The 25,396-nt window shown below is 42.2% G+C and carries 23 protein-coding genes; 18 read left to right on the top strand and 5 right to left on the bottom strand.

Annotated elements, in window-relative coordinates:
- Nucleotides 1-1,158: penicillin-binding transpeptidase domain-containing protein (locus tag ACWB1W_RS01710; protein ID WP_479369668.1), on the top strand; the 1,158-nt coding region annotated here is incomplete at its 5' end.
- Nucleotides 1,155-2,294: an 8-amino-7-oxononanoate synthase gene (gene bioF / locus ACWB1W_RS01715; RefSeq protein ID WP_479369669.1), complete on the top strand. Its 1,140-nt coding sequence runs from the start codon at nucleotides 1,155-1,157 to the stop codon at nucleotides 2,292-2,294. The genes ACWB1W_RS01710 and bioF, both read left to right, overlap by 4 nt.
- Here bioF and ACWB1W_RS01720 read toward each other — a convergent pair.
- Nucleotides 2,278-3,636 carry an OmpP1/FadL family transporter gene (locus ACWB1W_RS01720; RefSeq protein WP_479369670.1) on the bottom strand — a complete coding sequence of 453 codons (1,359 nt, stop codon included), beginning with the start codon at nucleotides 3,634-3,636 and terminating at the stop codon, nucleotides 2,278-2,280. The genes bioF and ACWB1W_RS01720 overlap by 17 nt on opposite strands.
- A 168-nt stretch (nucleotides 3,637-3,804) precedes the next feature.
- Here ACWB1W_RS01720 and ACWB1W_RS01725 point away from each other — a divergent pair, with 168 nt between their 5' ends.
- On the top strand, nucleotides 3,805-4,080 hold the full coding sequence (locus tag ACWB1W_RS01725) for a ubiquitin-like small modifier protein 1 (RefSeq protein ID WP_479369671.1): 276 nt from the start codon (nucleotides 3,805-3,807) through the stop codon (nucleotides 4,078-4,080).
- Here ACWB1W_RS01725 and smc read toward each other — a convergent pair.
- Nucleotides 4,077-7,529, bottom strand: coding sequence for a chromosome segregation protein SMC (smc, locus tag ACWB1W_RS01730; RefSeq protein ID WP_479369672.1), 3,453 nt, complete (start codon nucleotides 7,527-7,529; stop codon nucleotides 4,077-4,079). The two genes, ACWB1W_RS01725 and smc, sit on opposite strands and share 4 nt — an antisense overlap.
- A gap of 66 nt (nucleotides 7,530-7,595) precedes the next feature.
- Between smc and ACWB1W_RS01735 the strand changes: the two genes are divergently transcribed.
- Genes ACWB1W_RS01735 through accC form a run of 11 tightly spaced genes read left to right on the top strand, consistent with a single transcriptional unit; the run spans nucleotide 7,596 to nucleotide 18,945 of the window.
- Nucleotides 7,596-8,060 carry a hypothetical protein gene (locus ACWB1W_RS01735; protein WP_479369673.1) on the top strand — a complete coding sequence of 155 codons (465 nt, stop codon included), beginning with the start codon at nucleotides 7,596-7,598 and terminating at the stop codon, nucleotides 8,058-8,060.
- Complete coding sequence (hslU, locus tag ACWB1W_RS01740) at nucleotides 8,038-9,390, top strand: ATP-dependent protease ATPase subunit HslU (RefSeq protein ID WP_479369674.1); 1,353 nt, start codon at nucleotides 8,038-8,040, stop codon at nucleotides 9,388-9,390. The genes ACWB1W_RS01735 and hslU overlap by 23 nt, the downstream gene beginning before the upstream one ends.
- 10 nt (nucleotides 9,391-9,400) lie before the next feature.
- Complete coding sequence (locus ACWB1W_RS01745; protein ID WP_479369675.1) at nucleotides 9,401-10,831, top strand: aldehyde dehydrogenase family protein; 1,431 nt, start codon at nucleotides 9,401-9,403, stop codon at nucleotides 10,829-10,831.
- The gene (rfaE2, locus tag ACWB1W_RS01750) at nucleotides 10,831-11,304 is read left to right on the top strand and encodes a D-glycero-beta-D-manno-heptose 1-phosphate adenylyltransferase (RefSeq protein WP_479369676.1); all 474 of its coding nucleotides are present in this window, start codon (nucleotides 10,831-10,833) and stop codon (nucleotides 11,302-11,304) included. Before ACWB1W_RS01745 ends, rfaE2 begins: the two co-directional genes overlap by 1 nt.
- A complete protein-coding gene (locus tag ACWB1W_RS01755) occupies nucleotides 11,304-11,942 on the top strand; it encodes a class I SAM-dependent methyltransferase (RefSeq protein ID WP_479369677.1) in 639 nt (212 codons plus the stop codon). Before rfaE2 ends, ACWB1W_RS01755 begins: the two co-directional genes overlap by 1 nt.
- Before the next feature lie 54 nt (nucleotides 11,943-11,996).
- Nucleotides 11,997-12,761, top strand: coding sequence for a motility protein A (locus ACWB1W_RS01760; protein ID WP_479369678.1), 765 nt, complete (start codon nucleotides 11,997-11,999; stop codon nucleotides 12,759-12,761).
- 3 nt (nucleotides 12,762-12,764) lie between these two features.
- A complete protein-coding gene (locus ACWB1W_RS01765) occupies nucleotides 12,765-13,472 on the top strand; it encodes an OmpA/MotB family protein (protein WP_479369679.1) in 708 nt (235 codons plus the stop codon).
- A 9-nt stretch (nucleotides 13,473-13,481) separates the two neighbouring features.
- Nucleotides 13,482-14,174: an OmpA/MotB family protein gene (locus ACWB1W_RS01770; RefSeq protein ID WP_479369680.1), complete on the top strand. Its 693-nt coding sequence runs from the start codon at nucleotides 13,482-13,484 to the stop codon at nucleotides 14,172-14,174.
- Nucleotides 14,149-16,614, top strand: a complete 2,466-nt coding sequence (locus ACWB1W_RS01775; protein ID WP_479369681.1) for an AMP-binding protein — start codon at nucleotides 14,149-14,151, stop codon at nucleotides 16,612-16,614. The genes ACWB1W_RS01770 and ACWB1W_RS01775 overlap by 26 nt, the downstream gene beginning before the upstream one ends.
- A 10-nt stretch (nucleotides 16,615-16,624) precedes the next feature.
- Nucleotides 16,625-17,599, top strand: coding sequence for a malate dehydrogenase (locus tag ACWB1W_RS01780; protein ID WP_479369682.1), 975 nt, complete (start codon nucleotides 16,625-16,627; stop codon nucleotides 17,597-17,599).
- Between the two features lie 11 nt (nucleotides 17,600-17,610).
- Nucleotides 17,611-18,945 (top strand): acetyl-CoA carboxylase biotin carboxylase subunit, encoded by a 1,335-nt coding sequence (accC, locus tag ACWB1W_RS01785; RefSeq protein ID WP_479369683.1) that lies wholly within the window; start codon nucleotides 17,611-17,613, stop codon nucleotides 18,943-18,945.
- Here the strand turns inward: accC and flgL are convergent.
- Genes flgL through ACWB1W_RS01800 form a run of 3 tightly spaced genes read right to left on the bottom strand, consistent with a single transcriptional unit; the run spans nucleotide 18,942 to nucleotide 21,308 of the window.
- A complete protein-coding gene (flgL, locus tag ACWB1W_RS01790; protein WP_479369684.1) occupies nucleotides 18,942-19,829 on the bottom strand; it encodes a flagellar hook-associated protein FlgL in 888 nt (295 codons plus the stop codon). The two genes, accC and flgL, sit on opposite strands and share 4 nt — an antisense overlap.
- Nucleotides 19,830-19,839: 10 nt before the next feature.
- Nucleotides 19,840-21,099 carry a flagellar hook-associated protein FlgK gene (flgK, locus tag ACWB1W_RS01795; RefSeq protein WP_479369685.1) on the bottom strand — a complete coding sequence of 420 codons (1,260 nt, stop codon included), beginning with the start codon at nucleotides 21,097-21,099 and terminating at the stop codon, nucleotides 19,840-19,842.
- Nucleotides 21,099-21,308 carry a hypothetical protein gene (locus tag ACWB1W_RS01800; RefSeq protein WP_479369686.1) on the bottom strand — a complete coding sequence of 70 codons (210 nt, stop codon included), beginning with the start codon at nucleotides 21,306-21,308 and terminating at the stop codon, nucleotides 21,099-21,101. Before ACWB1W_RS01800 ends, flgK begins: the two co-directional genes overlap by 1 nt.
- Nucleotides 21,309-21,378: 70 nt before the next feature.
- On the opposite strand from ACWB1W_RS01800, the gene ACWB1W_RS01805 reads away from it, so the two are divergent.
- Genes ACWB1W_RS01805 through ACWB1W_RS01820 form a run of 4 tightly spaced genes read left to right on the top strand, consistent with a single transcriptional unit; the run spans nucleotide 21,379 to nucleotide 25,393 of the window.
- Nucleotides 21,379-21,564 carry a YgaP family membrane protein gene (locus tag ACWB1W_RS01805; RefSeq protein ID WP_479369687.1) on the top strand — a complete coding sequence of 62 codons (186 nt, stop codon included), beginning with the start codon at nucleotides 21,379-21,381 and terminating at the stop codon, nucleotides 21,562-21,564.
- Nucleotides 21,561-21,968, top strand: a complete 408-nt coding sequence (gene ruvX / locus ACWB1W_RS01810) for a Holliday junction resolvase RuvX (protein ID WP_479369688.1) — start codon at nucleotides 21,561-21,563, stop codon at nucleotides 21,966-21,968. Before ACWB1W_RS01805 ends, ruvX begins: the two co-directional genes overlap by 4 nt.
- A gap of 5 nt (nucleotides 21,969-21,973) precedes the next feature.
- On the top strand, nucleotides 21,974-22,534 hold the full coding sequence (locus ACWB1W_RS01815; RefSeq protein WP_479369689.1) for a hypothetical protein: 561 nt from the start codon (nucleotides 21,974-21,976) through the stop codon (nucleotides 22,532-22,534).
- 48 nt (nucleotides 22,535-22,582) lie between these two features.
- On the top strand, nucleotides 22,583-25,393 hold the full coding sequence (locus tag ACWB1W_RS01820) for an AAA family ATPase (RefSeq protein WP_479369690.1): 2,811 nt from the start codon (nucleotides 22,583-22,585) through the stop codon (nucleotides 25,391-25,393).
- Nucleotides 25,394-25,396 lie beyond the last annotated feature (3 nt).

Raw genomic sequence — 25,396 nt, forward strand, 5'->3', positions numbered from 1 at the left:
GCGAAAATACTTTCTTACGACGGAAACAGGATGGAGGTAGAAATTCACGGAAGGAAGTTTTACGGAGAAATTAAAAATCTTCCGATAAAAGGGCATAAATACATCTTTGTCCGTTATCTGGGAGGGAAACAGGTTGAGATAATACCCGACCTTGAGGGGAGTCTTGTCAGTATAGACGTAAAGACGGGGGAAATAAAGGCTCTTGTGGGTGGTAGAAGTTATTTATACTCCCAGTTTAACAGAGCTACAAAAGCCCTGAGGCAACCCGGTTCGGCGATAAAGCCGATAATATATCTTGGTGCTCTTCTCAAGGGCATGACCCAAATATCTACTATTGACGCAAGTCCGAAGCCCTATTACGACCCTTCAAAAGGAGAAGACTGGATACCGAAGAATTACAACAACGAGGAGTATAAAAGCGTTACGCTCAGGTTTGCCCTTGCACATAGCGTAAACACCGCTGCGGTGAACTTACTTGACAAAATTGGGTTTAAGATTGTTCTTGATGTCGGGAGAAAGGTAGGACTAAACAACCTAAAACCTTACTACTCCTTAGCACTGGGAACCGTTGAAGTTACTCCCCTTGAGCTCACATCAGCATACCAGGTTTTCGCAAACTTAGGTGTGAGGTGCAAACCATTCCTTATAAAGAGAATAGAAGATAAAAACGGAAATATTCTTGAAGAGAACAAACCTCAGTGTAAGGAAGTCCTTCCGGCTCCCGAGACAAGGGTTCTCGTTGATATGCTGAGAGCTGTTATTCTTGAGGGAACGGGAAGGAGGGCAAGAGTTCTTAAAAAAGTTGTAGTGGGAAAAACTGGAACAACGGACGATTATCAGGATGCCTGGTTTATAGGATTTTCTCCTTACATCGTTACGGGTGTTTGGGTCGGATACGATGTTAAAAAGTCTCTGGGTGAACACATGAGCGGTGCAAGAGTCGCATTACCTATATGGATAAACTTTATGCGCTTCGCTACGGAGCTATATCCCGACGAAGACTTTAAGCTACCCCCTGAAGATATAGTCGTTAAGATTAATCCGAAGGATTTAGTCCTTGCTGATGAGACCTGTGAGGGGGTTGATATGGTTTTTATAAAGGGAACGGAACCCCATATAACCTGCTCGGACCTAAGGAGCATTATAGGCTTAAGATGAAATGGATTAAAGAGGAGCTTGAAAAGTTAAAAAGGGAGAACCTTTACAGGGAAAGGACGGTTTTAGAGGGATTAAGGGATTTTTGTTCAAACGATTACCTCGGCCTTAGAAGGCATCCCGAGGTGATAGAAGAGAGTATAAGAGTTTTAAAAGAAGCCGGGTTGGGTTCGGGGGCTTCTCAACTCGTTTCGGGTTATACAAAGTATCACAGAGAGCTTGAAGAAAAGTTAGCAGATTTTAAGAATGTCCCGAGGTGTGTTCTATTCGGAAGCGGATTTTTAGCAAACGTAGGTGTTATATCGGCTTTGGCTGGAGAGGGAGACATAGTTCTCAGTGATGAACTAAACCACGCTTCGATTATAGACGGTGTTCGTCTATCCAAAGCGGATAAATATGTATTTAAACACCTAAATTATGAAGAACTTGAAGAATTTCTGAGTAAAAATCGGAAAAGATACAAAAGAGCTTTAATAGTAACGGATACAGTTTTTAGCATGGATGGAGATATAGCAAATCTAAAAAAACTCACCGAGATATGTGAGAAATACGATTGCATGTTATATATAGATGAGGCTCATGCGACGGCAACCATAGGAAGGGGAGGCCTTGATTACTTCGGAATTTCTTTCAAGGATTACATAATAGTTATGGGAACACTCTCAAAAGCTCTCGGTGGATACGGAGCTTTTATCTGCGGTTCCGAAAAGCTGGTTGAATACATAATTAATAAAGCAAGAAGCCTTATATTTTCTACCTCTCTTCCTCCATCTGTGTGTGCAGGAGTAAAAAAAGCGGTGGAAATTGTGGAAGAGGATCCATTAATAATAAATAATTTGAGGAAAAAGGAGAAGAAGATACTAAAAATTTTAAAGGAAACGGGACTTGACTTTAAGTATTACGGAACACCTATAATTCCTATTTTCGTTTATAAAGAAGAAAAAGCGTTAAAAATGAGGGACGAACTCTTAAAGGAAGGAATTTTTCTTCAAGCTATAAGGTATCCGACGGTTCCGAAGGGTATGGCAAGACTGAGACTTACTGCTTCCCTTAACTATACGGATGAAGATTTAAAACTTTTAAAAGAAGCTCTGGAAAAGATTTTAGAAAAGAAGAAAGGGCTCAGAAAGACCAGTTGAGCCCTATACCTATGGAGTGTTGAACCATCTTTGCGGAAACCTCCGCCCCACCTCCTGCCATTTTTGCAGTTTCCGTGTTTGAAAAAGCATAAACGTAGGATAGATCCACATCAAAGTTATTCGTTACTTTCCAATTAAGACCGAGTGTTAAGTGGTGCTCCGCTATAGCGGGGAATCCGACCAAGTTAAACCAGTAAAGTTCATAGTCCGAAAACCTTGCATCAAAATTGGGAATCTGGTTGTTTCTTTGCATTCCATTTAGGTTATCCTTACTCCTTATTGGAGATTTTCCGTAATTCCAACCTGCTCTTAGTGCGATGTTCTTTACAGGTTTGAACTCTCCACCTATTCCGAAAACCAATTGGTCCTCCCAATCAAAATCTCCGTATCCATCCGCATCGGACCAGTTAATCCACCTTATGTCAAGACCGACCTTTAGGTTTTCAAGCGGTTTCACACCTACACCTACCGCCACTTCCTGGGGTTGTTGGAGCTTCATATCTTCAAATTTTCCGTCACCATTACTATCAAAAACGTTCCTATATTTCATAGATACGGGAGACTGATAGTAAAGACCGCCGAAAATAAAGTCACCGAGATTTAAAGCCACACCTACGCTAAATCCTACTCCGAAGTCCTGAGATTGTCCTCCGCTTGCGTTCCAACATCCCTTAGGAGCAGGGAGCTTATCTCCGTCCTCATCAGTGAATTGACAAAGTTCCGCTCCTACGTCCAGTGAACCCCATGCTATGTGAAGAGCACCACCTATGGATATCATTTCGTTAACCTTATAGGCTATTGCGGGGGTAATTCTCATAAACTGGAATGTTGTGTGCATCTTTGATAAAGCGTTTGTATAGTAAGGATTATTCGGGTCAGGGCTTACATTCATAAGTTGTTTATCCCGGAAATCTACACCCATACCGGATACACCGAAAGCCCCTATACCTACCGCGAGTCTTTCGTTAATCTTGTGAACTATTCCTACTTCTGGAACTATAAAGGTATCTGCATCGCTTTTTACTCTCCCTTGTGTTCCGAAAGTCATTGGTCCACTATTAGGGTCGTTATCATCTGCATCCATAATCATTTTTGAACTCACCTTAACATTAGGCATAAAGAGTATTCCACCGAAGCTTAGGAAGAACTTCTTCGTGTTGTAATAGGGCATCCACGCAGGATTTCTGAATATGGAGTCTATTGGTCCTACGGGCATTCCCGTTCCTATTCCCCCCATTCCCCTTGAAGCAGGCCCAATTCCTATGAGGTTATCTCCGTTTGTAGCTAAAACAAAGGGAGAAATAGCCAGGATTGAACCGATAGCTAAAAGGCTTTTTTTCATCCCCTTTCACCTCCTAAGGCTTATTTAAAGGACTTTTTCCTTTATTTTTCATAGTTTTTCCTTATTTGTGCTTGATTTTCACTTATATAAATACTTTAGAATATAGTATTATTTTTATTCTTCCTAAGTTTTGAAAAATACGTTTAAAATTTTGTATGGAGGTAGAAGATGGGTATTATAGTTAGAGTGCCTACACCTCTTAGAAGGCTCACTAACGGACAAGGAGAGGTTGAAGTAGAGGCAAAAAGTGTTAGGGAAGCGATAGAGAAACTGGAAGAGCAGTTTCCGGGTTTTAAAGAGAGGCTGATAGATGAAAACGGGGAACTAAGGAAGTTTGTAAACCTTTACGTTAATGACGAAGATGTTCGCTTTCTTAAAGGTCTTAATACTGAACTAAAAGACGGGGATACACTTTCCATTGTGCCCGCCATTGCGGGCGGTTAAACCCTTATTTTTTCCTTTTCAAGGAAGAAGATTTCTGAAACACCTCCCCTTGAACTAACTCCTATTATTCTGTCAGCAAAGGATGCAACAACTTCCCTCAAGGTTACAACTATAAACTGTGCTTTCCTTGACTTTTCCTTTATGAGCTCTCCTATCTTTCTCGCGTTTGCTTCATCAAGGTGAGCATCAACTTCGTCAAAGTAGTAAAAGGGAGATGGTCTGTATTCCTGAATTGCAAATATTAAAGATAGTGCAGCGAGTGTTTTCTCACCTCCCGACATGGCTTCAAGGTATTGAACGTCTTTTCCGCGTGGTTTCACCGTAAGCTGTATACCTCCGCTGAATGGGTCTTCTTCGTTTTCAAGCTTCATGCTTGCCTTTCCACCCGGGGAGAGAAAGGAAAAAATCTCCTTTAGGTGTTTGTTTATACTCCTGAACGCTTCCATAAAAACTTTTTTCTTTTTCTTTTCAAGCTCTTCTATCATTTCCTTTATTACCTTGCTCTCCTCCCTTAGTTTATCCCTCTTTTCCCTGTAGTCGTTATACCTCTTTAGTTCCTCGTTGTAGTCATCTTCTGCACCGAAGTTTACGTTTCCGAGGAGCTCTATATCCCTGTTAATTTTTCTCAGTTCTTCCTTAAGCTTGTTTACACTATCCTCCACGCGTTCTAATCGTAAGTCTTTAAACGCTTCTAAGGATTTATTTATACGGTTAATTTCCTCTTCCAGTCCGTAAAGTTTTTTATCCATTTCGTGAACCTTAGTCTCTATTTCCTCCTTTCTCACGCTGAGACTTCCCAAGAGACTTTTTACTTCCTTTATTTCCCTTTCCACCTTTTCCTTTTCCTCGGTAAGTTCGTAAAATTCCCTGTCTTTCTCCTTTATTTCCCTTTCCTTTTTCTCTTTATCTTCGGATAGTTTTCTTAATTCCTCCGTTATCTTACTGATTTTATCGTTCATATAAAGAAATTCATTTTTCTTTGATTCTAATTCTCTCCTCAAGTATTCAATCTCGTTCTCCTTTCTATTAAGCTCTTTCTCTATTTCCCTTAGTCTTATTTCCTTTTCTAAAAGTTTTTTCCTTACTTTGCTGTATTCCCTTCTCTTTTCCTCAATTCCGCTCCTCGTGTAATATATCTTTACGTCCTCCTCTTTAAGTTTAAGGTTTTTAAGCTTTTCCTCGTAGTATTTTATTTCTTTTTCAATTTTGTTTATATTTTCTTTTAACTCTTTTGCTTTTTCGTAGATAAATTTTAAATAATCTTCAGTTTTTTTTACTTTTTTCCTGTATTTTTCCTCAAGAATTTCTGATGAAATCTTTTTGAGTTCCTCTATTTTCTTTTCACTTACTTTTAGTATTGCGAACTTCTCCGAGGATAGGAAACGTATATCCCTTATTTTCTTCTGGATTATTTCTTCCTCTTTTTTTAGCTTCTCTTCCAGTTCCTTAAGTTCCCTTAATCTTTCCTCCTTTAACTTCTTCCCGAGCTCCCCTTTAACTTTGTAACTCCCTCCCGTTATTACACCACTCTTTTCAAAAAGCTCACCCTCAAGGGTTACCATTCTGTAGCTTCCTATTCCTATTGCCTTTGCACTTTCAAAGTCCTCAACTATAAGCGTGTCACCGAAAACGAACCATATAACCTTTTCGTATATTGGGTCATACTCTACGAGATTAACCGCAAAGTCAACCGCTCCCTTAATTCTCGGATACCTTAGTGTTCTCTTTTCGGCATTTACTCTGTTTAGAGGTATGAAGCTGAACCTTCCGAGGTTTAACTTCTTTGAAAGCTCTATACACGCCTTTGCAACATCCTCGTTTTCAACGACGATATACCTCAGCCTTCCCCCCGCGGCAACTTCTATTGCGGTAATGTGTTCGGGATTCTTTACATTTATTAGCTCCGAAACGCTTCCGTGGACTCCTTTAATATCTTTAAACACATCCGAGGGATTTAAATACTCACTTATTTCTCCTTCAATAATTCCTCTTTCTTTAATGACTTCTTCAATCTTTGTTCTTACTTCTTTAAGCCGTTTCTCGTAAATTCTCAATTCCTCATTTAAACGCTTTAGTTCCTTCTCTTCCCTATTTTTTATCTCTTTTAATCTCAAAAGTTCTTCTTCTTTCTCTTTTGCTTCTTTAACTTTTTCTTTAAATTCTTCTTTGATTCTTTTCATATCCTCTTGGGTTTTCTCTATTTTATAGTTGTAATCCCTAAGGGTTGAGAGAAGCTTTTCTCTTTTTTCTTTTAATTCTCCGAGTTTACCCGAAATTATCTCCTTTTCTTCTTCAAGTTTCTTAACCTCATTTATCGTTATCTTCAGGTTTTCCTCTTCATTCTCAAGTTCTTTCAGTTTTTCTTCTTCAACTTTTTTGAGGTGTTCATACTCTTTAAGGAGTTTTTCGTAAGAACTTCTTAGCTCTTTCAGTTCCCTTTCTTGTTTTTCTAAGTCTTTGTTTAAATCTGAAAGTAGCTTTTCCAGTTCCCTTAATTTCCCCTCAATTTCTTCTTTTTCCCTTTGCTTTTCCCTTATCGTTCTCGTTATATGTTCTATATCCGAGAGGAGTTTTCCTATATTTTCCTTATAGGGAAGTATTTTATCGTTTAAATCCTTAAGTTTTTTCTCTTCAACATTAAGTTTATTTTTATTTACATTTATTTCATTTAATACTTTTTCAAGCTCTTTTCTCAAACTTCCGAGCTCGTTTGTTAGTTTTTCCCTCTCTAACAGAAGTTTTTCCCTTTCCTTTAACAATATCTTTGCTTCATACTCCCTTTTCTTTTTGTTGAGCTCCCTAAACTTTAGAAGTTTTTCCCTCTCTTCTTTAAGCTTTAACAAATAGGTTTCTATCTCCTCAAGGATTATGTCCAGTTCTTTTATTTTTATCTCAACTTCCGCAAGTTCGTTTAATGCCTTTTCCTTCTTCCTTTCGTATTCCCCTATGCCCGCAACTTCTTCAACTATCTTTCTCCTCTCAATGGGTGTAAGCTTTAAGAACTTTACTATGTCTCCCTGATAAACTACGTTGTAGGCGTTCTCGTATATACCTGCCTTTGCGAGAAAGTCCTTTAGGTCTCTCTCCCTTACAGGATTTCCGTTTATCTTAAACACACTTCTTCCGTCCTTGTTTACCCTCCTTGAGACAATGATATATTCCTCTTCTACGGGAAAAGCTCCCAGGTTCCTGAAGTGAACCTCAACCTCCGCAAAATCCCCCCTTTTTCCGTTTTTTGAGAATATGAGGTAAGAAAGGTTTTTAGCCCTAAGTGTTTTTGCGGTGCTTAATCCTAAGGCGAAGGATATTGCATCACCTATATTGCTCTTTCCCGCCCCGTTAGGACCCACAATCGCTACAAATCCTTCCCCTATAGGTATCTCCTTCCTCTTAGTTCCGTAGGATTTGAAGCCTTCAACAACAAGCTTTTCTATATAAGCCCCACTCATAGGATAAACTTTTAACTTAGTATACTTTGCTTTTTACCTTATAAGAGGATATTATAAATTCTTAATATGGAGTTTTTCTTTTTCATTGACGTTTACGCGGATAGGGAGCTAGTTGATTACTACATCCTCACCTTCAGGCTTGACTCCCTTGAGTCTGTAGAAGTAACAGGGGAAAAGGGAAAGTATTACATAAGAAAAGTCAAGGATTGGGATAGGTTTCAAAAGGACGCATACGATATAACCCTTTACGAGCTCGGCGAGGAGATAGACAGGTTTAAAGATATTGAGACCGCCCTTAGAGAAGCTTACAGAATCGCTATCGGGGAAGCGGTAAGAAGGGGAGCAAAGAGAATAGTCCCTGCTATAGGTTTCGGGAATCCTCCTCCCGAAGTTGTTGAGAGGGTTTATCCCGAAAAATACGAGTTTGAGAAGTTTCCCGAAGACCTTGACGCATTCCTTGATAGGATAGTTAAAGAAACTTTTATGGAACCCACGAAAGAGGGAAAAGATGACGACGAAATCCCTTTCTGAGCTTCTTGAGGAGCTAACACCGAAAAAAATCGTTGAAGAACTGAATAAATACGTTGTAGGACAGGAGGAAGCAAAAAAGGCGGTTGCCATAGCCCTTAGGAACCGCTGGAGGAGACAAAAGCTTCCTGAGAAGTTGAGGAATGAGGTAATACCGAAAAACATACTAATGATAGGTCCGACGGGTGTCGGGAAGACCGAGATAGCACGCAGACTCGCAAATCTTATAAACGCACCCTTCATAAAGGTTGAGGCTACAAAGTATACCGAGATAGGATACGTCGGAAGGGACGTAGAGAGTATGGTGAGGGAGCTTGTAGAGGTTTCCTTTCAGATGGTTAAAAAAGAAAAAATGGAGGAGGTGAGGGAGAAGGCGAGGAGGTTGGCGGAAGAAAGGGTTCTTGATTACCTCATACCGAGGCAGTTTACGAGTTTCGGAATAAGGGAGTCTCAAGATACAGCAAAGAGGGAGGAGTTGAGGGAAAAGCTCAGAAGGGGAGAACTTGACGACAGAACGATAGAGATAGAGGTAAAAGAAAAAGTTGTTCCCATGGTGGGGATAGCGGGTCCACCGGGCCTTGAAGAACTTGAAAACCAGATAAAAGAAATGCTCTCCGGCCTTATTCCCTCAAGAAGGAGAAGAAGGGTTAAGGTGAAGGAAGCTCTCCAGATACTTGAGCAAGAAGAAGCGGAAAAGCTCATAGATATGGAGGAAGTAGCGAGAGAGGCTATATATAGAGCTGAAAACTTCGGAATTATCTTCATAGACGAGATAGACAAGATAGCTGTAAAGACTCCTGGACATGGTCCGGGTGTCTCTCGGGAAGGTGTCCAGAGGGACCTCCTTCCCATACTTGAGGGAACTACCGTTAATACGAAATACGGACCGGTCAGGACGGACCACATACTCTTTATAGGTGCGGGTGCCTTCCATATGGCAAAGCCCTCAGACCTCATTCCTGAACTTCAGGGAAGATTTCCTATAAGGGTTGAATTAAAACCCTTGACGAAAGATGATTTTAAGAGAATTCTCGTGGAGCCCGAAAACGCTTTAACGAAGCAGTATATAGAGCTTCTGAAGACGGAAGACGTTCACCTTGAGTTTACGGAAGATGCGATAGAGGAGATAGCGAGAATAGCCGAGGAAATAAATACGAAGACGGAAAACATAGGTGCGAGAAGGCTGCACACGGTTATGGAAAAACTCCTTGAAGATATATCCTTTAACGCTCCCGATATGCAGGGTCAAACTATAATAATAGACGCTAAATTCGTAAGGGCTAAACTGGGAGAACTCGTAAAGGACGAAGAGATAAGCAGATACATACTTTGAGGTGGGAAAGATGATAGAGAAGAAAATGCTCATAGGCGGTGAGTGGGTGGACAAAGAGGAAAAGATAGAGGTCGTGTATCCCTACACCAGAAAGGTTATAGGAAGTGTTCCTAAAGGTGATGAAAAGGATGTTGAAAAGGCAATTGAAAGGGCTAAGGAAGGTTTTAAGGAAATATCCTCCCTTACAGCTTATGAGAGATACGAGATTTTAATGAAGGCTGCAGAGCTCCTAAAGGAGAGGGCGGAGGAGTTTGCAAAAACACTCGTTTTTGAGGTTGGAAAAACTATAAGGGAAGCGAGAACAGAAGTTCAGAGGGCTATACAAACCCTTATATTTTCGGCCGAGGAAGCAAAGAGAATAAACGGAGAAACATTTCCCATGGACGCCCATCCTAACGGTAAAGGAAAGGTGGGCTTTTACATAAGGGTTCCGGTAGGTATAGTTTCCGCAATAACGCCCTTTAACTTTCCCCTTAACCTCTCAATGCATAAGGTCGGACCGGCTCTTGCAGCGGGAAACGCGGTAATTCTAAAGCCCTCAGAAAGGACACCGCTTACACCCCTCATGCTCGGAGAGATACTTCTTGAAGCAGGTCTTCCTCCCAAGGCTCTCTCAATAATTCCCGGGTTCGGGGATGTGGGTAAGGCTATGACAACACACCCGGATGTGAGGGTAGTTTCCTTTACCGGAAGCAGGAAAGTAGGAGACATAATAGCCCGTCAGGTCGGTATAAAGAAACTTGTTCTTGAGCTCGGTTCAAACTCTGCAATCATACTCCATAAGGACGGAGACATAGATAAGGCTGTGGAGAAGACCGTCCAGGGTGGATACGCTATAGCCGGCCAAGTTTGTATCTCGGTTCAGAGGGTATTCGTTCACGAGGACCTATACGAAGAGTTTATGAAAAAGCTAAAGGAAAGGGTAAGTAAGCTAAAGGTAGGGGACCCCATGGACGAAAGCACCGACCTGGGCCCCATGATAGCACCATCTGAACTTGAGAGAATACAGGAATGGATATCCGAGGCTGTTCAAAAAGGAGCAAAAATTGAGGCGGGAGGACTCAGGTGTGCGGAAGACGAAACAGTATTTTCACCTACCATAGTTTCCTTAGTCCCTGAAGATACAAAACTCTTTAAGGAGGAAGCATTTGCCCCTGTTGTTGTAGTAAACCCTTACAAGGAAATAGACGAAGCTATAAGGTGGGTTAACACTTCCGACTACGGGCTCCAAGTAGGGGTGTTCACAAGGGACGTAAAGATTGCCTGGAAATGTATAAAGGAGGTAGAAGCGGGAGGTGTTCTCATAAACGAAGGACCCACCTTCAGGGCTGACCATATGCCATATGGGGGTATGAAGTATTCGGGTATAGGAAGAGAAGGTCCTAAGTTTGCCATAGAAGACTACACGGAGATAAAAACGGTGATATTTGACCTCAACTGATGCTTATAAGTCTCGAGGAACTTTTGGGAATTCTTGAAAGGGAAAGGAAAAAGGGTAAGAGAGTTGTTTTCACGAACGGGTGTTTTGATATAATTCACGCCGGACACGTTGATTACCTTGATAAGGCGAAGAGGTTAGGGGATATTCTCGTTGTGGGACTGAACTCGGATAACTCAATTAAACGCATAAAGGGAGAAAAGAGGCCTATAAACAGCCAGGAATACAGGGCAAAGGTTCTTTCTTCCCTAAAGCCTGTTGATTACGTTGTAATCTTTGAGGAAGACACACCCGAAAGACTTATAAAGGCTATAAGACCGGACGTTCTCGTAAAGGGTGGAGACTGGCCCCTTGAAAAGATTGTTGGAAGGGAGTTCGTAGAGAGCTACGGAGGAAGGGTTTTAACGATACCGTTTACTTATGATATCTCAACGACGAAGATAATAAAGAAAGTTGTTGAATTATATTGTAGATAATGGGGTACATATGTCCTGATGATATAGAAGCTTACGTTGAGGAACACTCTTCCGAGCTTCATCCTCTCCTTGAGGAGTTAATAGAGTTTACGTACAAGAACACAGAGCTTCCTCAAATGCTTACGGGAAGGGTTGAGGGAAACCTCTTGAAAATGCTTGTTGAAATCTCGGGTGCTAAAAAGGTTCTGGAGATAGGAACGTTTACGGGATTTTCCGCGTTAATGATGGCTATGGGACTTCCCGAGGATGGGGAATTAATAACAGTAGAGATAAATCCCGAGTATGCTAAGATGGCCAAAAGTTTTATAGAGCGTGCTCATTGGGGCAAGAAGATAAGAGTCGTTGTAGGGGATGCCAGGAAAGTTATTGAAAAATTTGAAAAGGAAAGCTTTGACTTTATTTTCATAGATGCGGATAAGTCCTCATACCCCTACTATTACGAGAAGTGTCTTGAACTTCTAAGAAAAGGTGGAATTATAGCTATTGATAACGCACTTTGGGAGGGTCAAGTTCTCGCTCCGAAGGATAACAGAAGTAGGGCGATAGCACGTATGAACGAGATGATAAAGGAAGACCCGAGGGTTGATAAGGTTCTACTCACCGTTAGAGACGGTATTTTCCTGGTGAGAAAGAGGTAAATTAAAGAAACTAACTTCAAAAAAGCGTTTATCAACCGATAAACTATAAAAGAAATGGATGTTGGAACGATTATCGGTATAATAGCCGCGTTCCTGTTAATATTTATATCAATACTCATAGGGGGAAGTGTAACCGCGTTTATAAACATTCCCTCTATATTTATTGTCATCGGCGGTGGTATGGCTTCCGCTATGGGAGCCTTTCCGCTCAAGGACTTTATAAGGGGCGTTCTGGCGATAAAGAAGGCATTCCTGTGGAAGCCTCCCGACCTGAACGAGGTTATAGAAACTATAGGTGAGATAGCAACGAAGGTGAGAAAGGAGGGAATACTTTCCCTTGAGGGAGATATAGAGCTTTACTACCAGAAGGACCCCCTACTGGGAGATATGATAAGAATGCTGGTTGATGGTATAGACATAAACGATATAAAGGCAACCGCTGAAACCGCCCTTGCCCAGCTTGACGAACAGCTTTCTACAGAAGTCGCCGTCTGGGAAAAACTTGCGGACCTTTTCCCCGCCTTTGGTATGATAGGAACACTCATAGGTCTTATTCAGATGTTGAGAAACCTGAACGACCCCTCCGCTCTTGGTCCGGGTATGGCGGTTGCACTTATAACAACCCTTTACGGGGCTATACTTGCAAACGCCTTTGCCATACCAATTGCGAACAAGCTGAAGAAGGCAAAAGATATAGAACTCCTCGTAAAGAGCATATACGTAGAAGCGATTGAAAAAATACAGAAGGGGGAAAATCCGAACGTAATAAAACAGGAAGTAGCGATTATGCTCGGTGTTGAGCTTCCCGAAGAGGTGTAAGTTATGGCCTTCAAGAAAAAGGAGGAGTGCCCGAAACCGCCGGCCTGGCTTACCTCCTTCGGAGACCTAATGTCCTTACTTCTCACCTTTTTTATTCTCCTTTACTCCATGAGCATAATCTCACTTGAGAAGTTTTATCAGGTTCTTAAGGGAATAGTTGCTGCATTCGGAGCTCAATCCGTAGTTTTTGAACAGGGAAACTTGCCCGAAGGAAGAAGGATAAACATACCTATGGAAAATTTTTACTTCAGAAAGATAAAATACAAGGAGTTAAAAAAAGTTCTTCAGGAGTTTAAAAGGGAGCTTTCAAGTAGGGGAATATGGAGTGATTACGCCGTTACGGGTGAGTGTCTGAGGGTGAGGATAAACACCGACAGATTTTTCCCACCCGGAAGTGCCAGGCTTTACCCGGAAGCCAGAGCTCTAATACTATCTTTCTGCGAAAGACTTCTTCCCTTTTCCCTTCCTATCGATATAGAAGGACACACGGACAACAGACCTATATTAACGCCCCGTTATCCGAGCAACTGGGAGCTCTCAATAAGCAGGGCTATAAGCGTGGTTAGGGTCTTTACTCAGGTATGCGGATATCCCCCTGACAAGCTCTCCGCAGTGGGGTATGCTGATACTAAACCCATAGCGGATAATAGAACACCCGAAGGAAGGAGAAAGAACAGAAGAGTTGAGTTCTGTATAAAGCTCACTCCGTGAGGTGAAAAGATGGCCTTCAAGAAAAAGGAGGAATGTCCGAAACCGCCGGCCTGGCTTACCTCCTTCTCGGACTTAATGTCCCTTCTACTTACGTTCTTCATACTCCTTTATGCGATGAGCACCCTTGAGATTCCCGCTCTTGAAAAGTTCCTTTCTTACTTTAGGAAAAACCCCGAGTTTTATCCGAAGAAAACTTCGATAGTTCAACCTATAATCCATCCGAAGGATTATGCGGTAAAGATAAAGAAGAGAATAAGTAAAGTTTTGCCCCCGTGGGCTTACCAGATAGTCGTTTCGGAAGAGTATCTCAAGCTCCGTATATTTGACAAGATATTCTTTAAAGACGGAGACTATAAGTTAACGAGAAAAGCCATACAGACCATTGAGAGGGTAGCTCCTTCCTTGATAGAAATTCAGGATAGGGTTAGCTCTGTAAGGATTGAAGGACACGTAAGTCCAACCGTTGAGGTGAAAAATCCCCTCGTTAAAGACAAGTGGGAACTTTCGGGAAGGAGGGCTACGGAAGTCCTGAGATACCTTGAAGAAAGAGGATTTCCCCATAACAAGTTAACAGCTGTAGCATACGGAGATACAAGACCTCTATACAGATGGAGACAGAACATACTAATGGAAAGAAACAACAGGGTTGAGATTGTGATTTACTTTAAAAAGGAAAATGGAGTTTCTGAAGGAGAAAGATAAAACCGCACTTATTTACAGGGAAAAAGAGATAAGCTACAGGGAACTTATAGAAAATGTTCTCTCCTTTGCGAACCTCATAGACATTATTCCTGACGACAGGGTTGCGGTAGTAATGGAAAATAGACCCGAGTGGGTTTACACCCTCTTCGGAACGTGGAAAAGGGGAGGTATACTCGTCCCGATAGACTTTATGTCAACTCCCGATGAGATAAGGTATATACTCAGCGACTCAAAACCCTCCCTCGTATTTTGTTCAAAGGAAACGGAAAAAAAGGTGAAAGAGGCTTCAAAAGATATGGGTATAGAACTCATAAACGTTGATAACTTACTCCTTCCCGCCCCTTGGAAAGGCGAAGTAAGACGCTCAGAGGAGGACGTTGCACTCCTTCCTTACACCTCGGGAACCACGGGAAACCCGAAGGGTGTTATGCTCACCTACAAAAACATTCTTTCAAACATAAAAGGAGTTGTTTCCGTAGGAATAGCAAATGAGGAAGATTCAACCCTCGCAATACTTCCCTTTCATCACATGTATCCCTTAATGACAACCCTACTCCTTCCCCTTTATATAGGTGCTACTGTTGTATTTCTTGATAAGCTCACCCCAGAGGATATTGCGGAAAAACTCAGGAAGTATAAGATAACAATACTCGTCGGTGTTCCGAGGCTTTACCAGCTCTTTCACAGAAGAATAACGGAGGAGATAGAGAAAAACCTTATCGCTAAGCTTCTGTTTAAGCTTATGGCAAGGGTTAATTTAGAGAGTTTAAGAAAGAGGGTTTTCAAAAAGGTTCACGATGCCTTCGGGGGAAGGATAAAGTATATGGTGAGCGGTGGGTCTAAGCTTCCCCTGGATGTCGCAAAGGATTTAACAACACTTGGTTTTACCGTGATAGAAGGATACGGACTTACCGAAACCTCACCGATAGTATCCTTCAATCCGCCCGGCAGGATAAAGCTCGGTTCAGTGGGTGTTCCCATAGAAGGGGTTAGGGTGAATACTACACCCGATGGTGAAATAGTAGTAAAGGGCGATAACGTAATGAAGGGATACTGGAACAGACCCGAAGAAACAGCAAACGTAATTATAGACGGATGGCTGTATACGGGAGACCTCGGATATATAGACGAGGAAGGATACATTTATATAACGGGAAGAAAAAAGGAAATTATAGTTCTCAGAAGCGGAAAAAACGTATTTCCCGAAGAGATTGAAGAAAAAATTTTAAAGGTATCGGACCTCGTTAAGGAAGTCGGGGTTTTTGAGAAGAACGGAAGGCTTTACGCGCTAATATATCCGGACTTTGAGAAATTAAAGAAAAGAGGAGCTGTTAACATTTACGAGACGATAAAGTGGGAGGTTTTGGATAAAGTAAACAGAACCCTTCCCGAGTGGAAGAGGGTAGCGGGCTTCAAGATCGTTAACACGGAACTACCAAAAACGAGACTCGGAAAACTCAGGCGTTTCTTACTCCCCGGTATATACGAGAAGGCGGAGGAATACGTAAGGAAGGAAGAAGACCTCACGGTATTCAGCACTGAGGAAGGGAGGATAATAAAGGAGTTTCTTGAAAAGCTGGCCGGTAAAGAAGTTTTTCCCTCGGACCACCTTGAGGTAGACCTAGGGCTTGATTCACTCGCGAAGGTTGAGCTTCTTGGCTTCATAGAAAAGAATTTCGGAGTAAGTGTAACTGAAGAGGAACTCGCAAAGAATATGCTTGTAAAGGAGCTTATAAACTTCGTTGGAGAGAAGAGGGCAAAAGTGGAACACAGGGAAATCTCTTGGAAAGATATATTTGAAGAGGTTAAGTCTTACAATCTCTCTCACTACCCTTTTATATTTAACCTTGGTAGACTAATTCTTAAACTCTACTTTAAGCTATACCACAGGGTTGACGTAAGAGGTCTTGAAAATCTCCCAAAACCTCCGTTCATAATAGCTCCGAACCACCAGAGCTACCTTGATGCCTTTCTTATAGCTTCCGTATTACCTGAGTATGTAGCGGAAAAGACCTACTTCCTCGGTGAAGAAGCTTACTTTAGCAATCCCATAACCTCACTTTTCGGCAGGCTTGCACACGTCATAACGGTTAATCTAAACAAAGGTCTGAAGGAGTCCCTCCAGAAAACCGCTTACGCATTAAAGAACGGAAAGGTGGTTGTTATCTTTCCCGAAGGTGCAAGAACGAGGACGGGGGAGCTTATGGAGTTTAGAAAGGGTGTTGCTATACTCTCAAGGGAGCTTCAAGTCCCAATAGTTCCCGTGGCTATATACGGGGCATACGAGGCCTGGTCCATATACCAAAAGTTCCCTAAACCGAAAAAAATAAAGGTTATGTTCGGGAAACCCGTATATCCCGATGCGAAAAGTTATGAGCAAATAACGAAAGAGCTTTACGAATGGGTTAGGGATATGCTTGAGTTCTTAAAGAAAGAGTAAGATATCTCTTATGAAAAAACCCAAGGTAAGCATAATAGGTGCGGGAAGGGTAGGCGAGAACGTCGCTTACCTTCTTACAATACTGGGAATAGCGGATATTTACCTTTTTGCAAGGTATAAGGAGGGACTTGAACCCGCAAAGGCTAAAGCTCTTGACCTTAAGCAGATGGCTGTCCTCATGGACTTGGACATAAACGTGAAGGGTGTATCCTATGACAAAGAAGGTTTTGGGGAACTCGGGGATTCGGACGTTGTCGTTATAACCGCCGGTATACCCAGAAGGGAAGGGATGAGCAGGGAGGACTTACTTCTTGAGAATCTTAAAATTCTCAAAAGATTTACCGATGCTGTTAAGAATTACGCAAAAAACGCCATAGTTATAGTCGTTTCCAATCCGGTCGATACACTCACTTACGCAACCATAAAGCTCACGGGTTTTGAACCGCGAAGGGTGATAGGCATGGCGGGAGTTCTCGACTCCGCAAGGTTTAAAAGCTTCGTAAAGGAAAGACTGAACGTATCAAACGCGGATATCAGAACACTGGTTATGGGAACTCACGGAGACCTAATGGTTCCCGTCATGTCCCACAGCTTCATAGGAGACAAGCCCATAGAGGAGGTTTTTAAGGCAAAGGAAATAGACGAACTTATTGAAAAGACTCAAAAGGGAGGAGCTCAGATAGTTTCCCTTATGGGAAGCTCCGCCTATTACGCTCCCGCAGCCTCGGTGGTGATAATGGTTGAAGCTATCCTTAACGACAGGAAGCGTGTGCTTCCATGCTCCGTTTACCTTGAGGGGGAAGCAGCAAGGCACTACGAATCGGAAGGTGTATGCATAGGTGTTCCGGTGGTTTTGGGAAGGAAAGGAGTTGAGGACTATGAGCTCGTTAATCTGAGCGGTTATGAAAAGAGGGAGTTTCTCAGGTCAGCGGAGTATCTGAAAGAACTCGCGATGCTTGCGGATAAACTCCTATCCGAGATTTAAAATTTATTCTAATGTTCAAAAAAGTATTAATAGCAAACAGAGGAGAGATAGCGGTAAGGGCTATAAGGGCCTGTAAGGAACTGGGATTAAAAACCGTGGCGGTTTACTCGGAAGCTGATAAAAACAGCCTCCATGTTGAGCTTGCGGACGAAGCTATATGTATAGGTCCCCCGAATCCCTCAGAAAGTTATCTTGATATTCCCAAAATAATGGCTGCCCTTGAGGTGAGTAAAGCTGATGCGGTTTATCCGGGATACGGCTTTTTATCCGAAAATCCGAAGTTTGCAGAAATAGTTGAAAGGAGCGGGGCTAAATTCATAGGTCCTTCTTCGGAAGTTCTGGCAAAAATAGGAGATAAGGTTCTTGCGAAGAAGGTTGCGAAGGAGGTAGGTCTTCCTCTGGTTCCGGGAAGTGAGGAGCCCCTTGAGTTTACAGATGCCTTAAAGCTCGCTTCAAAGATAGGTTATCCCGTGGTTATAAAAGCTGCCGCCGGTGGAGGAGGAAGGGGAATAAGGATAATAAGAGACGAGAAGGAGCTAAGAGAAAAGTTCCCCGTTGCAAAAAAGGAGGCTGAAACAGCCTTCGGAGACGGAAGGCTATACCTTGAGAAATACGTTATGAAGCCAAAACATATAGAGTTTCAGGTAATAGCTGATGAATGGGGAAACGTTTACGTTTTAGGAGAAAGGGAATGTTCAATTCAAAGGAGACACCAAAAACTTATAGAGGAAGCTCCCAGTGTATCGGTAAGTGAAGAAAAGAGAAAGGAGATATCAGAAAAAGTTGCGGAGTTCTGCAAGGCTCTGGGATATACCTCTGCCGGGACGGTTGAGTTTTTAATGGACGAGGACGGAAACTTTTACTTTATGGAGATGAACGGAAGGATACAGGTAGAACACCCAGTTACGGAGATGGTTACGGGATACGATATAGTTAAGCTTCAGATTATAGCCGCCATGGGTGAGGAGATAAAGCTTTCCGAAGTAGCGATAAACGGTTTTGCGATAGAGTTCAGGATAAATGCGGAGGATCCCGATACCTTTATGCCTTCTCCCGGACTTATTGAGACCTTAAGAATTCCCGGCGGGCCGGGTGTGAGAGTTGATACGCATATATACCAGGGGTATGCAATACCGCCCTACTACGATTCCCTTATAGCTAAATTAATTGTTTGGGGAGGAACAAGAGAGGAAGCTATAGCGAGGGGTAAAAGAGCTCTTGAGGAGTTCAGGGTTGAAGGACAAAACTTAAAAACGAATATTGAGTTTCACAAGAGAGTTTTAACCCAGAAGGAGTTCATAGAGGGTAAACACGACGTCAACTTTGTTGAGAGAATGCTCGTTTAGATATACTCAAGTATACTGAGCTGGTGGTTTGCAAAGAGCTTCATAATAGCATCGTAGGTTAGCCTAAATCTTTCGTAATCGCTTATGGATTTTGCAAGGTCCGCATCCTCGTTATCGGACCTAATCTTATCAAGGGTATCCTTTCTCTCTTCCTGGTATTCCTGAACGTTCCTGAGCTCCCTTAAGACACTCCCTATCTCACTCCTCACCTTTACTATCTGGTCGTAGGATTTCTTAAGGTTATCTATGTCCGTTTGGTCGGGACTGTTCCCGCTTGTTAGCTTGTCAGCTATGCTTTTTATAACTTTGAAAACGTTGTTAACGTTCGGGTCCGATGTAGTTACACCGAAAACGTAATCCCCCCTCAGAAATGTTTTTATCCTATAACTTTCATCTACAAGAACCTCAAAATCCTGACTACCTCCTATGTAATCCAGGGTATTTTCGTCAAACGGCTTCGTGGTTAGTGAAACTCCCGAGAAAACGTAGTTTTCTCCTATCTTTTCGTTTGCGACGTTTAAGAGCACCTTCAGGGCTTCCTCAAACTCTTTTCCTATAGCTTTAAGTTCGTCGGTGCTAAGTATCTGGTTGGAAGCCCTCAGGAGGGAAGCGTAAAGGGATTTTAGTCGGTCTTCAACACCCGACAGGAGTGTGTCCGCATAGGTGAGAACGGTATCCGAAAATAATCTATTCCTGCTGAACTGAGAAAGGGAACTTATCTCCTTTTTCAGCTCCTGGATTTTCACAAAGGAGACCGGGTCGTCAGAAGGTTTTTCAACCCTCTTTCCCGTTATTATTTCCCTGTATTTTTCCTCAACATTCCTTCTCGCTTTCTCACTCTCCTTCTGGAAGAAAAGGTAAAAAATAATGTCGGGAACCCTCATAACTCTCACCTCATATCATATTTATCGTAGTTTGCATAAGTTCATCTATCCTCGGGAGTATCTTTGCCACGGCCTCGTAAGTTCTTTGGAGCTTTATTATCTCCATAAACTCTTCATCAACGGAAACTCCTTGCCTTTCCAAGATTTTATTTTCAAGGGAGTCGTAGAGGGCTTTCTCGGTATCGTATTCACTCTCAAGACGTTTTTTCTCATTCCCTATGTAGTCGGTAAGGGCTATCACATCCGCCTTTGCATTTTCCCAGACTCCCATACCGTTTTCTGCATAATCTGCACTCCTTGCAAAATCAACGTTATCAAGGTCGTTCCTCGTTATGTTAACGCTTAAGGTATCTATATCTAATGCGTTTACAGAGAAAACACTTTTTTCCGTTCCATTGCTCAGAGGAATACTGAGTCCAGAAAGCGTGTTTACAAGGCTTTTTAGATTATTTACTGTTGTGTTTATATCTTCCTTTGAGTCTATTAATCCCTTTATCTTTCCGCTACTTAAAAATTCTGTCATATCGCTTCCGTCCCTGTACTTTACCCTTCCGTTTTCAACCTCGAGGGTGTGATACGCGTTAAAGTCAACGAGGACAAATCCCTTATCGGTAATAACCTTTACCCTTCCCATCTCGTCCTCTTGGGCTCTTACGTAAAGGTATCGGGAGAGCTCCTTAAGGTATGCGTCCCTCCTGTTTAAAAGTGTCTTGTAATCCTTTCCTCCGCTCTGGGCGTAAGCCAGGGTTATCTCCCTGTTTACTTTGTAGAGCTTTTTAAGAAGCTCGTTAACTCTGTTTACATACTTTTTTAGAACACCGTCAAGGCTTTGGGAAAGGTTTGTAATCTGTTTATACCTGCTTTTTATTGCATTCACGAGAGTCTTTGCAGATGATAGTAGGACTGACTTTGCACCTTCGTTCGTCGGCTCTTTAAGAAAATCCTCGTAAGCCTTGAAGAATTCGTTTACGTAATCCTCAATACCGTTCCCGGCTTGAAAGAGAGATTCAATTTGAGAAAGAACCTCATTCCTCTCTTCAAGGGAACTAACCAGTGATAGTTTCTCGTTCCTCAGGTTTATAAAGTTGAAGTTTTGGACTCTTCTCACTTCCTCAAGGGTTATCCCTGCGTAAAGGTCACTCTGGATTAAGGGATTTTCCCTCGCGTAATTTTCATCTTGAGCGTTGGCTACGTTTCTATTCCTCACCTCTATGGCTTTTCTGTAAACGTCAAGTGCTTGAGCTATTATGCTAAAAGCACCTCCAAACATCACCCCACCCCGTATAACTTCATAAACACCTCTAGGTTCCTTTTCAAGAGCCTCTTTACCTCTTCGTAATCCTCAATAACTTCCTTTACCTCTTCCGGTTTGGCATTTTTTACTAAGTTCTCAAGCTCTTCAAAGTCTTTCTCAAGGTTCTCGTAGTCAAAGGGGTTTTTAAGCCTCTCCTTTAACGCTTTAAGTTTTTCCTTCAGCATACAAGATATTTAATCGGAGATTAAAGGAGGAATTTTATATGAGAAAATTATTATAAGGAGGTGGGAAGTTATGGAAAAGAATATGGCTCTCTGGGATAGGGTCATAAGGATTATTCTTGCTATTGTTTTCCTTTACCTTGCAATTACCAACGGAGGGCTTTACTGGATTTTAGGGATAATAGGGATAGTGTTTATAGTAACTTCCGCTATAGGGTTCTGTCCCCTATACAAGATACTCGGCTTTAGAACGGGGTGAAGGTACTCGGGGTTGATTACGGAACCAAGCGTGTAGGTATAGCTGTAGGGGACGAGGCGCTCGGTATAGTTTCCCCGAAGGAAGCGGTAAAAACCGAAAGAGCTATAGAAAGAATAAAAGAGCTCGTTAATAAGGGAGATATAAAGAAAGTAGTAGTGGGTTATCCATTAACCTTAAGGGGGAAGGAAGGCCAAAGGGCAAAACTCGTTAAGAAGTTCGTAGAAAGGCTAAAAAAAGAGATTCCTAACGTTGAGGTAGTTCTGTGGGACGAGAGGTGGACCACAAAGGAAGCCCTCTCAAGGCTTGAGGGATTATCTTACAAGAAAAAGAAGGAGCTAAAGGACGTCATCTCGGCTGTCATCATACTTGAAGAATACATAAGCTCTTTGAGGAATAAAATTTAATTCTGATGAAGGAGAAGGAGGTTCTTCACGTTGCGAATATGACGAACGGACTTATTGTTTATCCCGATTACGACTACATAGTTTACTTTCCTTCATCTTACACCGCCGCAGGAACACCTCTTTACTTTCCCGAGTTTGCGGTTCCCGTTGACCTCATAAAAGCCCTCCTTGAGGAAAAGAGGGTTATAATGTATGACGCAACTGTTCACGAAAATAAGGAGCTTACCGATGCTTTCCTGAAAGGTGTTCCTACCTTCTTAATGGCTTTGAACAGAGCTCTTCACGGGACGAAGGGACTCCTTGAAAAGGTAAATCAAGGCTATAAAGTCTGCCCCTGGCAGACACCCGATATAATTCATCACGCGGTTTACAGACTTCCTAAGCATTATTACAAGTTTCTAAAGAAATGTGTTAAGCTTTTTGCCCCCGAAAAGAGAGGAAAGCTCTGGATATCCATACCCGAGAACGTTGAGCTAGTGGTTGAAAAGATAGACAGACACCTTAACGATAACTACGAAGAGATAGCAAAGATGATTAAAGAGGGGAGGTCCATAACCTCTTTATGACCTTAATCAACGGATAACTTCCCTTTTTGCCTTTAATATCATTATCTAATGGGTATTCTTGACAAGATTTTAAAGAAGAAAGAAGAGGAAAAGGAAAGCTCTGTAGAGCTTACCGTAGGTGAGATACATCTCAGGCATGTTCCCGTAAAGAGAGATCCCGATGCAAAGATAGAAGAGTACTGGATAGAGACCCTTGACGTATCCGAAGATGCTTATTGGGTTCTGGTTGGAAGAAGACACGGAGTTTTCCAGCTCTACGACTGGACGGGAAACTTACACAGACTCCCCTCAAAACCACCCGCTCAATCGGTAACCGATATCGTTTTTAGGGGAAAATATCTCGGGATTGTAGCTCCCCCTTACCTTGTTATATACTACCTTGAGAACCCCAAGGATCCAAAAACCTGGAAGAGTGTAAGAATATCCCAAGAGGGATTAAGACCTACCGGTGGGCTTGATATAAGGAAGGGAACATTAGCCTTCGGTGTAGTAGGGGAGAAGGTTTACGTAATAGACCTCACGGGAGACCTCACCCAGACAACCGTTGATTTTAAGAGCACATTTATATACAGGGATGCGGAAATAGGAGACCTTAGAAGTATAAAGATACTTCCTAACGGGAAACTGTTCCTTAGCGGAACACAGGGGAGCAGCGTTTTCTCCATAGGGGGAAACCTCCTGAGGAAAATTCCCTATGCGGGAAACAGAGCGGTAGCCCTTTACGAGGATAAGGTTTACATAGCTGACAACGAGAAACAGAAGATAGCCATTTACGACGCCACACTTGATAGGATTGAAGGGGAAATAGACCTAGTTCACAGGGCAGGAAGGATAGACGTTTCTCCCGACGGCGGTTACCTCTTTACCGCGGACGAGGAAGAAAACAGGCTCGGAATTTATAACCTTAAGGAGAACACTTTTATTGATTTCGTAGAGGGATACGGATACAGTATCGTTAAGGTTGCACCGGACGGAAGCGTATACACCTCAAGGTATGAGGATGCTGAAGGAAAGAGGTATTACTACCTTGAAAAGTTTGAAACAAACCTTATAGATTTTGTGTATCCGAAGGAAAGGCAAAAGCAGATAATAAAAAACGCTCAAAACATATATAAAGAGTTTAAAAAATACATAAGTGAAGCTAAAACGGAAGAAGAACTCGGAAAAGTAAAGCCCCTAGAGGAACTTGAGAGCATAAACGTTCCGTTGAAAGAGGTAAGAAGTTTAATTCTGAAGGCAAGGGAAGAGCTGTCAAAGAGAAAGCTTGAGGTGTTTATAAACACCCTTAAGGAAAAACTCAGGAAAGGGAATTTTACGGGTAAGGATTACACAAAACTGAAGGAAAAACTCGAAGAAGTAAGCGAAGACTGGAAGGAAAAACTCCAAGAGCTTAAAGAGGATGCGGAAAAGTTCTTTGAAGAGAAACTAAGGGAGCACCTCGGAAAGGTAAGGGAAGCGATAACAAAAGCGAAAATAACAAACTTCACCGATATGGAAAGCCTCCCGGAGGTAAAGGAAACAAGGAAATTTATCTCAACCCTCCCGAGGGAGTTCTCAAACTATGCAAACGAAGAGCTTCTAAAAACCCTTCAGGAAAGGGTAATTGAAGACAGATTAAAGACTTTTTCCATAAAACTACTTGAGGATAAGGTCATCTTCGGAAGGGAAGAGGTAGAGAAGTTTAAACCACAGCCCGTAAGGTATAAATGGCACCTAAAGGTTGAGGATAAGTTTGTTCAAGATGGAAAGGTTTACGCAAGAATAGCCTTTGAGAGGGAAGACGGTTTATTGGTAGAGCCAAAAAGGTATAACAACGTTGTTGAACAAGACAGCGTAAGGCACTTTCCCGAATGGGTAGGAAGGTATCTAAAGCATCTAAACGGTCTTTGTTCAACTGAGCCTTACCGTGTTCCTGATTTCGTTTCCTTTGAGGAGACTCCGTGGTTTGTCCAAAACCTTGAGAGGTTTACCGCTCTTGTCAAAGAACAGCTCACCTATCAGGAGGGAATACTCATACTTGAGGGGGATGCGGGAGTAGGTAAAAACTTCCTGGTTGAGGTCTTTTCCGCATTAACGAATAGACCTCTGTTTATAATCCCTTGTAACTCAAAGATGGAAAAAGAGGACATAACTTTTGTCTACGAGTTTGACCCAAAAAGGGGAACAAAAAGGGTTTACTCTGACCTTGTAAAGGCTCTCAAAACCCCGGGAGCGGTTATATACCTTGATGAGATAAACACTCTGCCTCCCTCGCTTGTAAAGATATTCAACCCTCTTTTCGACTACAGAAGGTATTTAGTCCTTTCATACGGGGAAGTTGTAAAAGCAAGACCCGACGTAATACTCGTGGGAGGGATGAATCCTCAGAACTACCTGGGAGTTTCCGAACTTCCCCAGGATATAAAGTCAAGAGCGGACATAATGTACGTTGATTATCCTCCCTTTGAAGACGAAAAAGGTTTTTATTACCCCGATGAAGCTTTAATTCTCAGGGATTACGTTGATACTCTCTCACCCTTGAACAAGGAGGAGTTTACATACCTCTGGTATTACGTCGTTAATGACGTAAAGACGGAACTGGGAGAGAAACTAAGAACACCTGAAAGGGAAAGGGATATAAGGCTTCTCTTTGAGCTCCTTAAAATTGCCAACGAGATAAGGAAAGCCTACAGGGCATACCAAACTCAGCAATCTGAGGAACCCGTTGAGTTTGTATTCTCCATCAGGGACACAATAAGGTGTGCAAGAAGACTAAAGAAATTCGGAGATGCTAAGAAAGTTGTAATAGAAACGATAATTCCGAAAATTAGCTCGCCCCTTGAGAAGGAAATAGTGAGAAGTATAGTGGAGAGGGTTTAAATT

It is taken from the genome of Aquifex sp. (assembly GCF_056494385.1).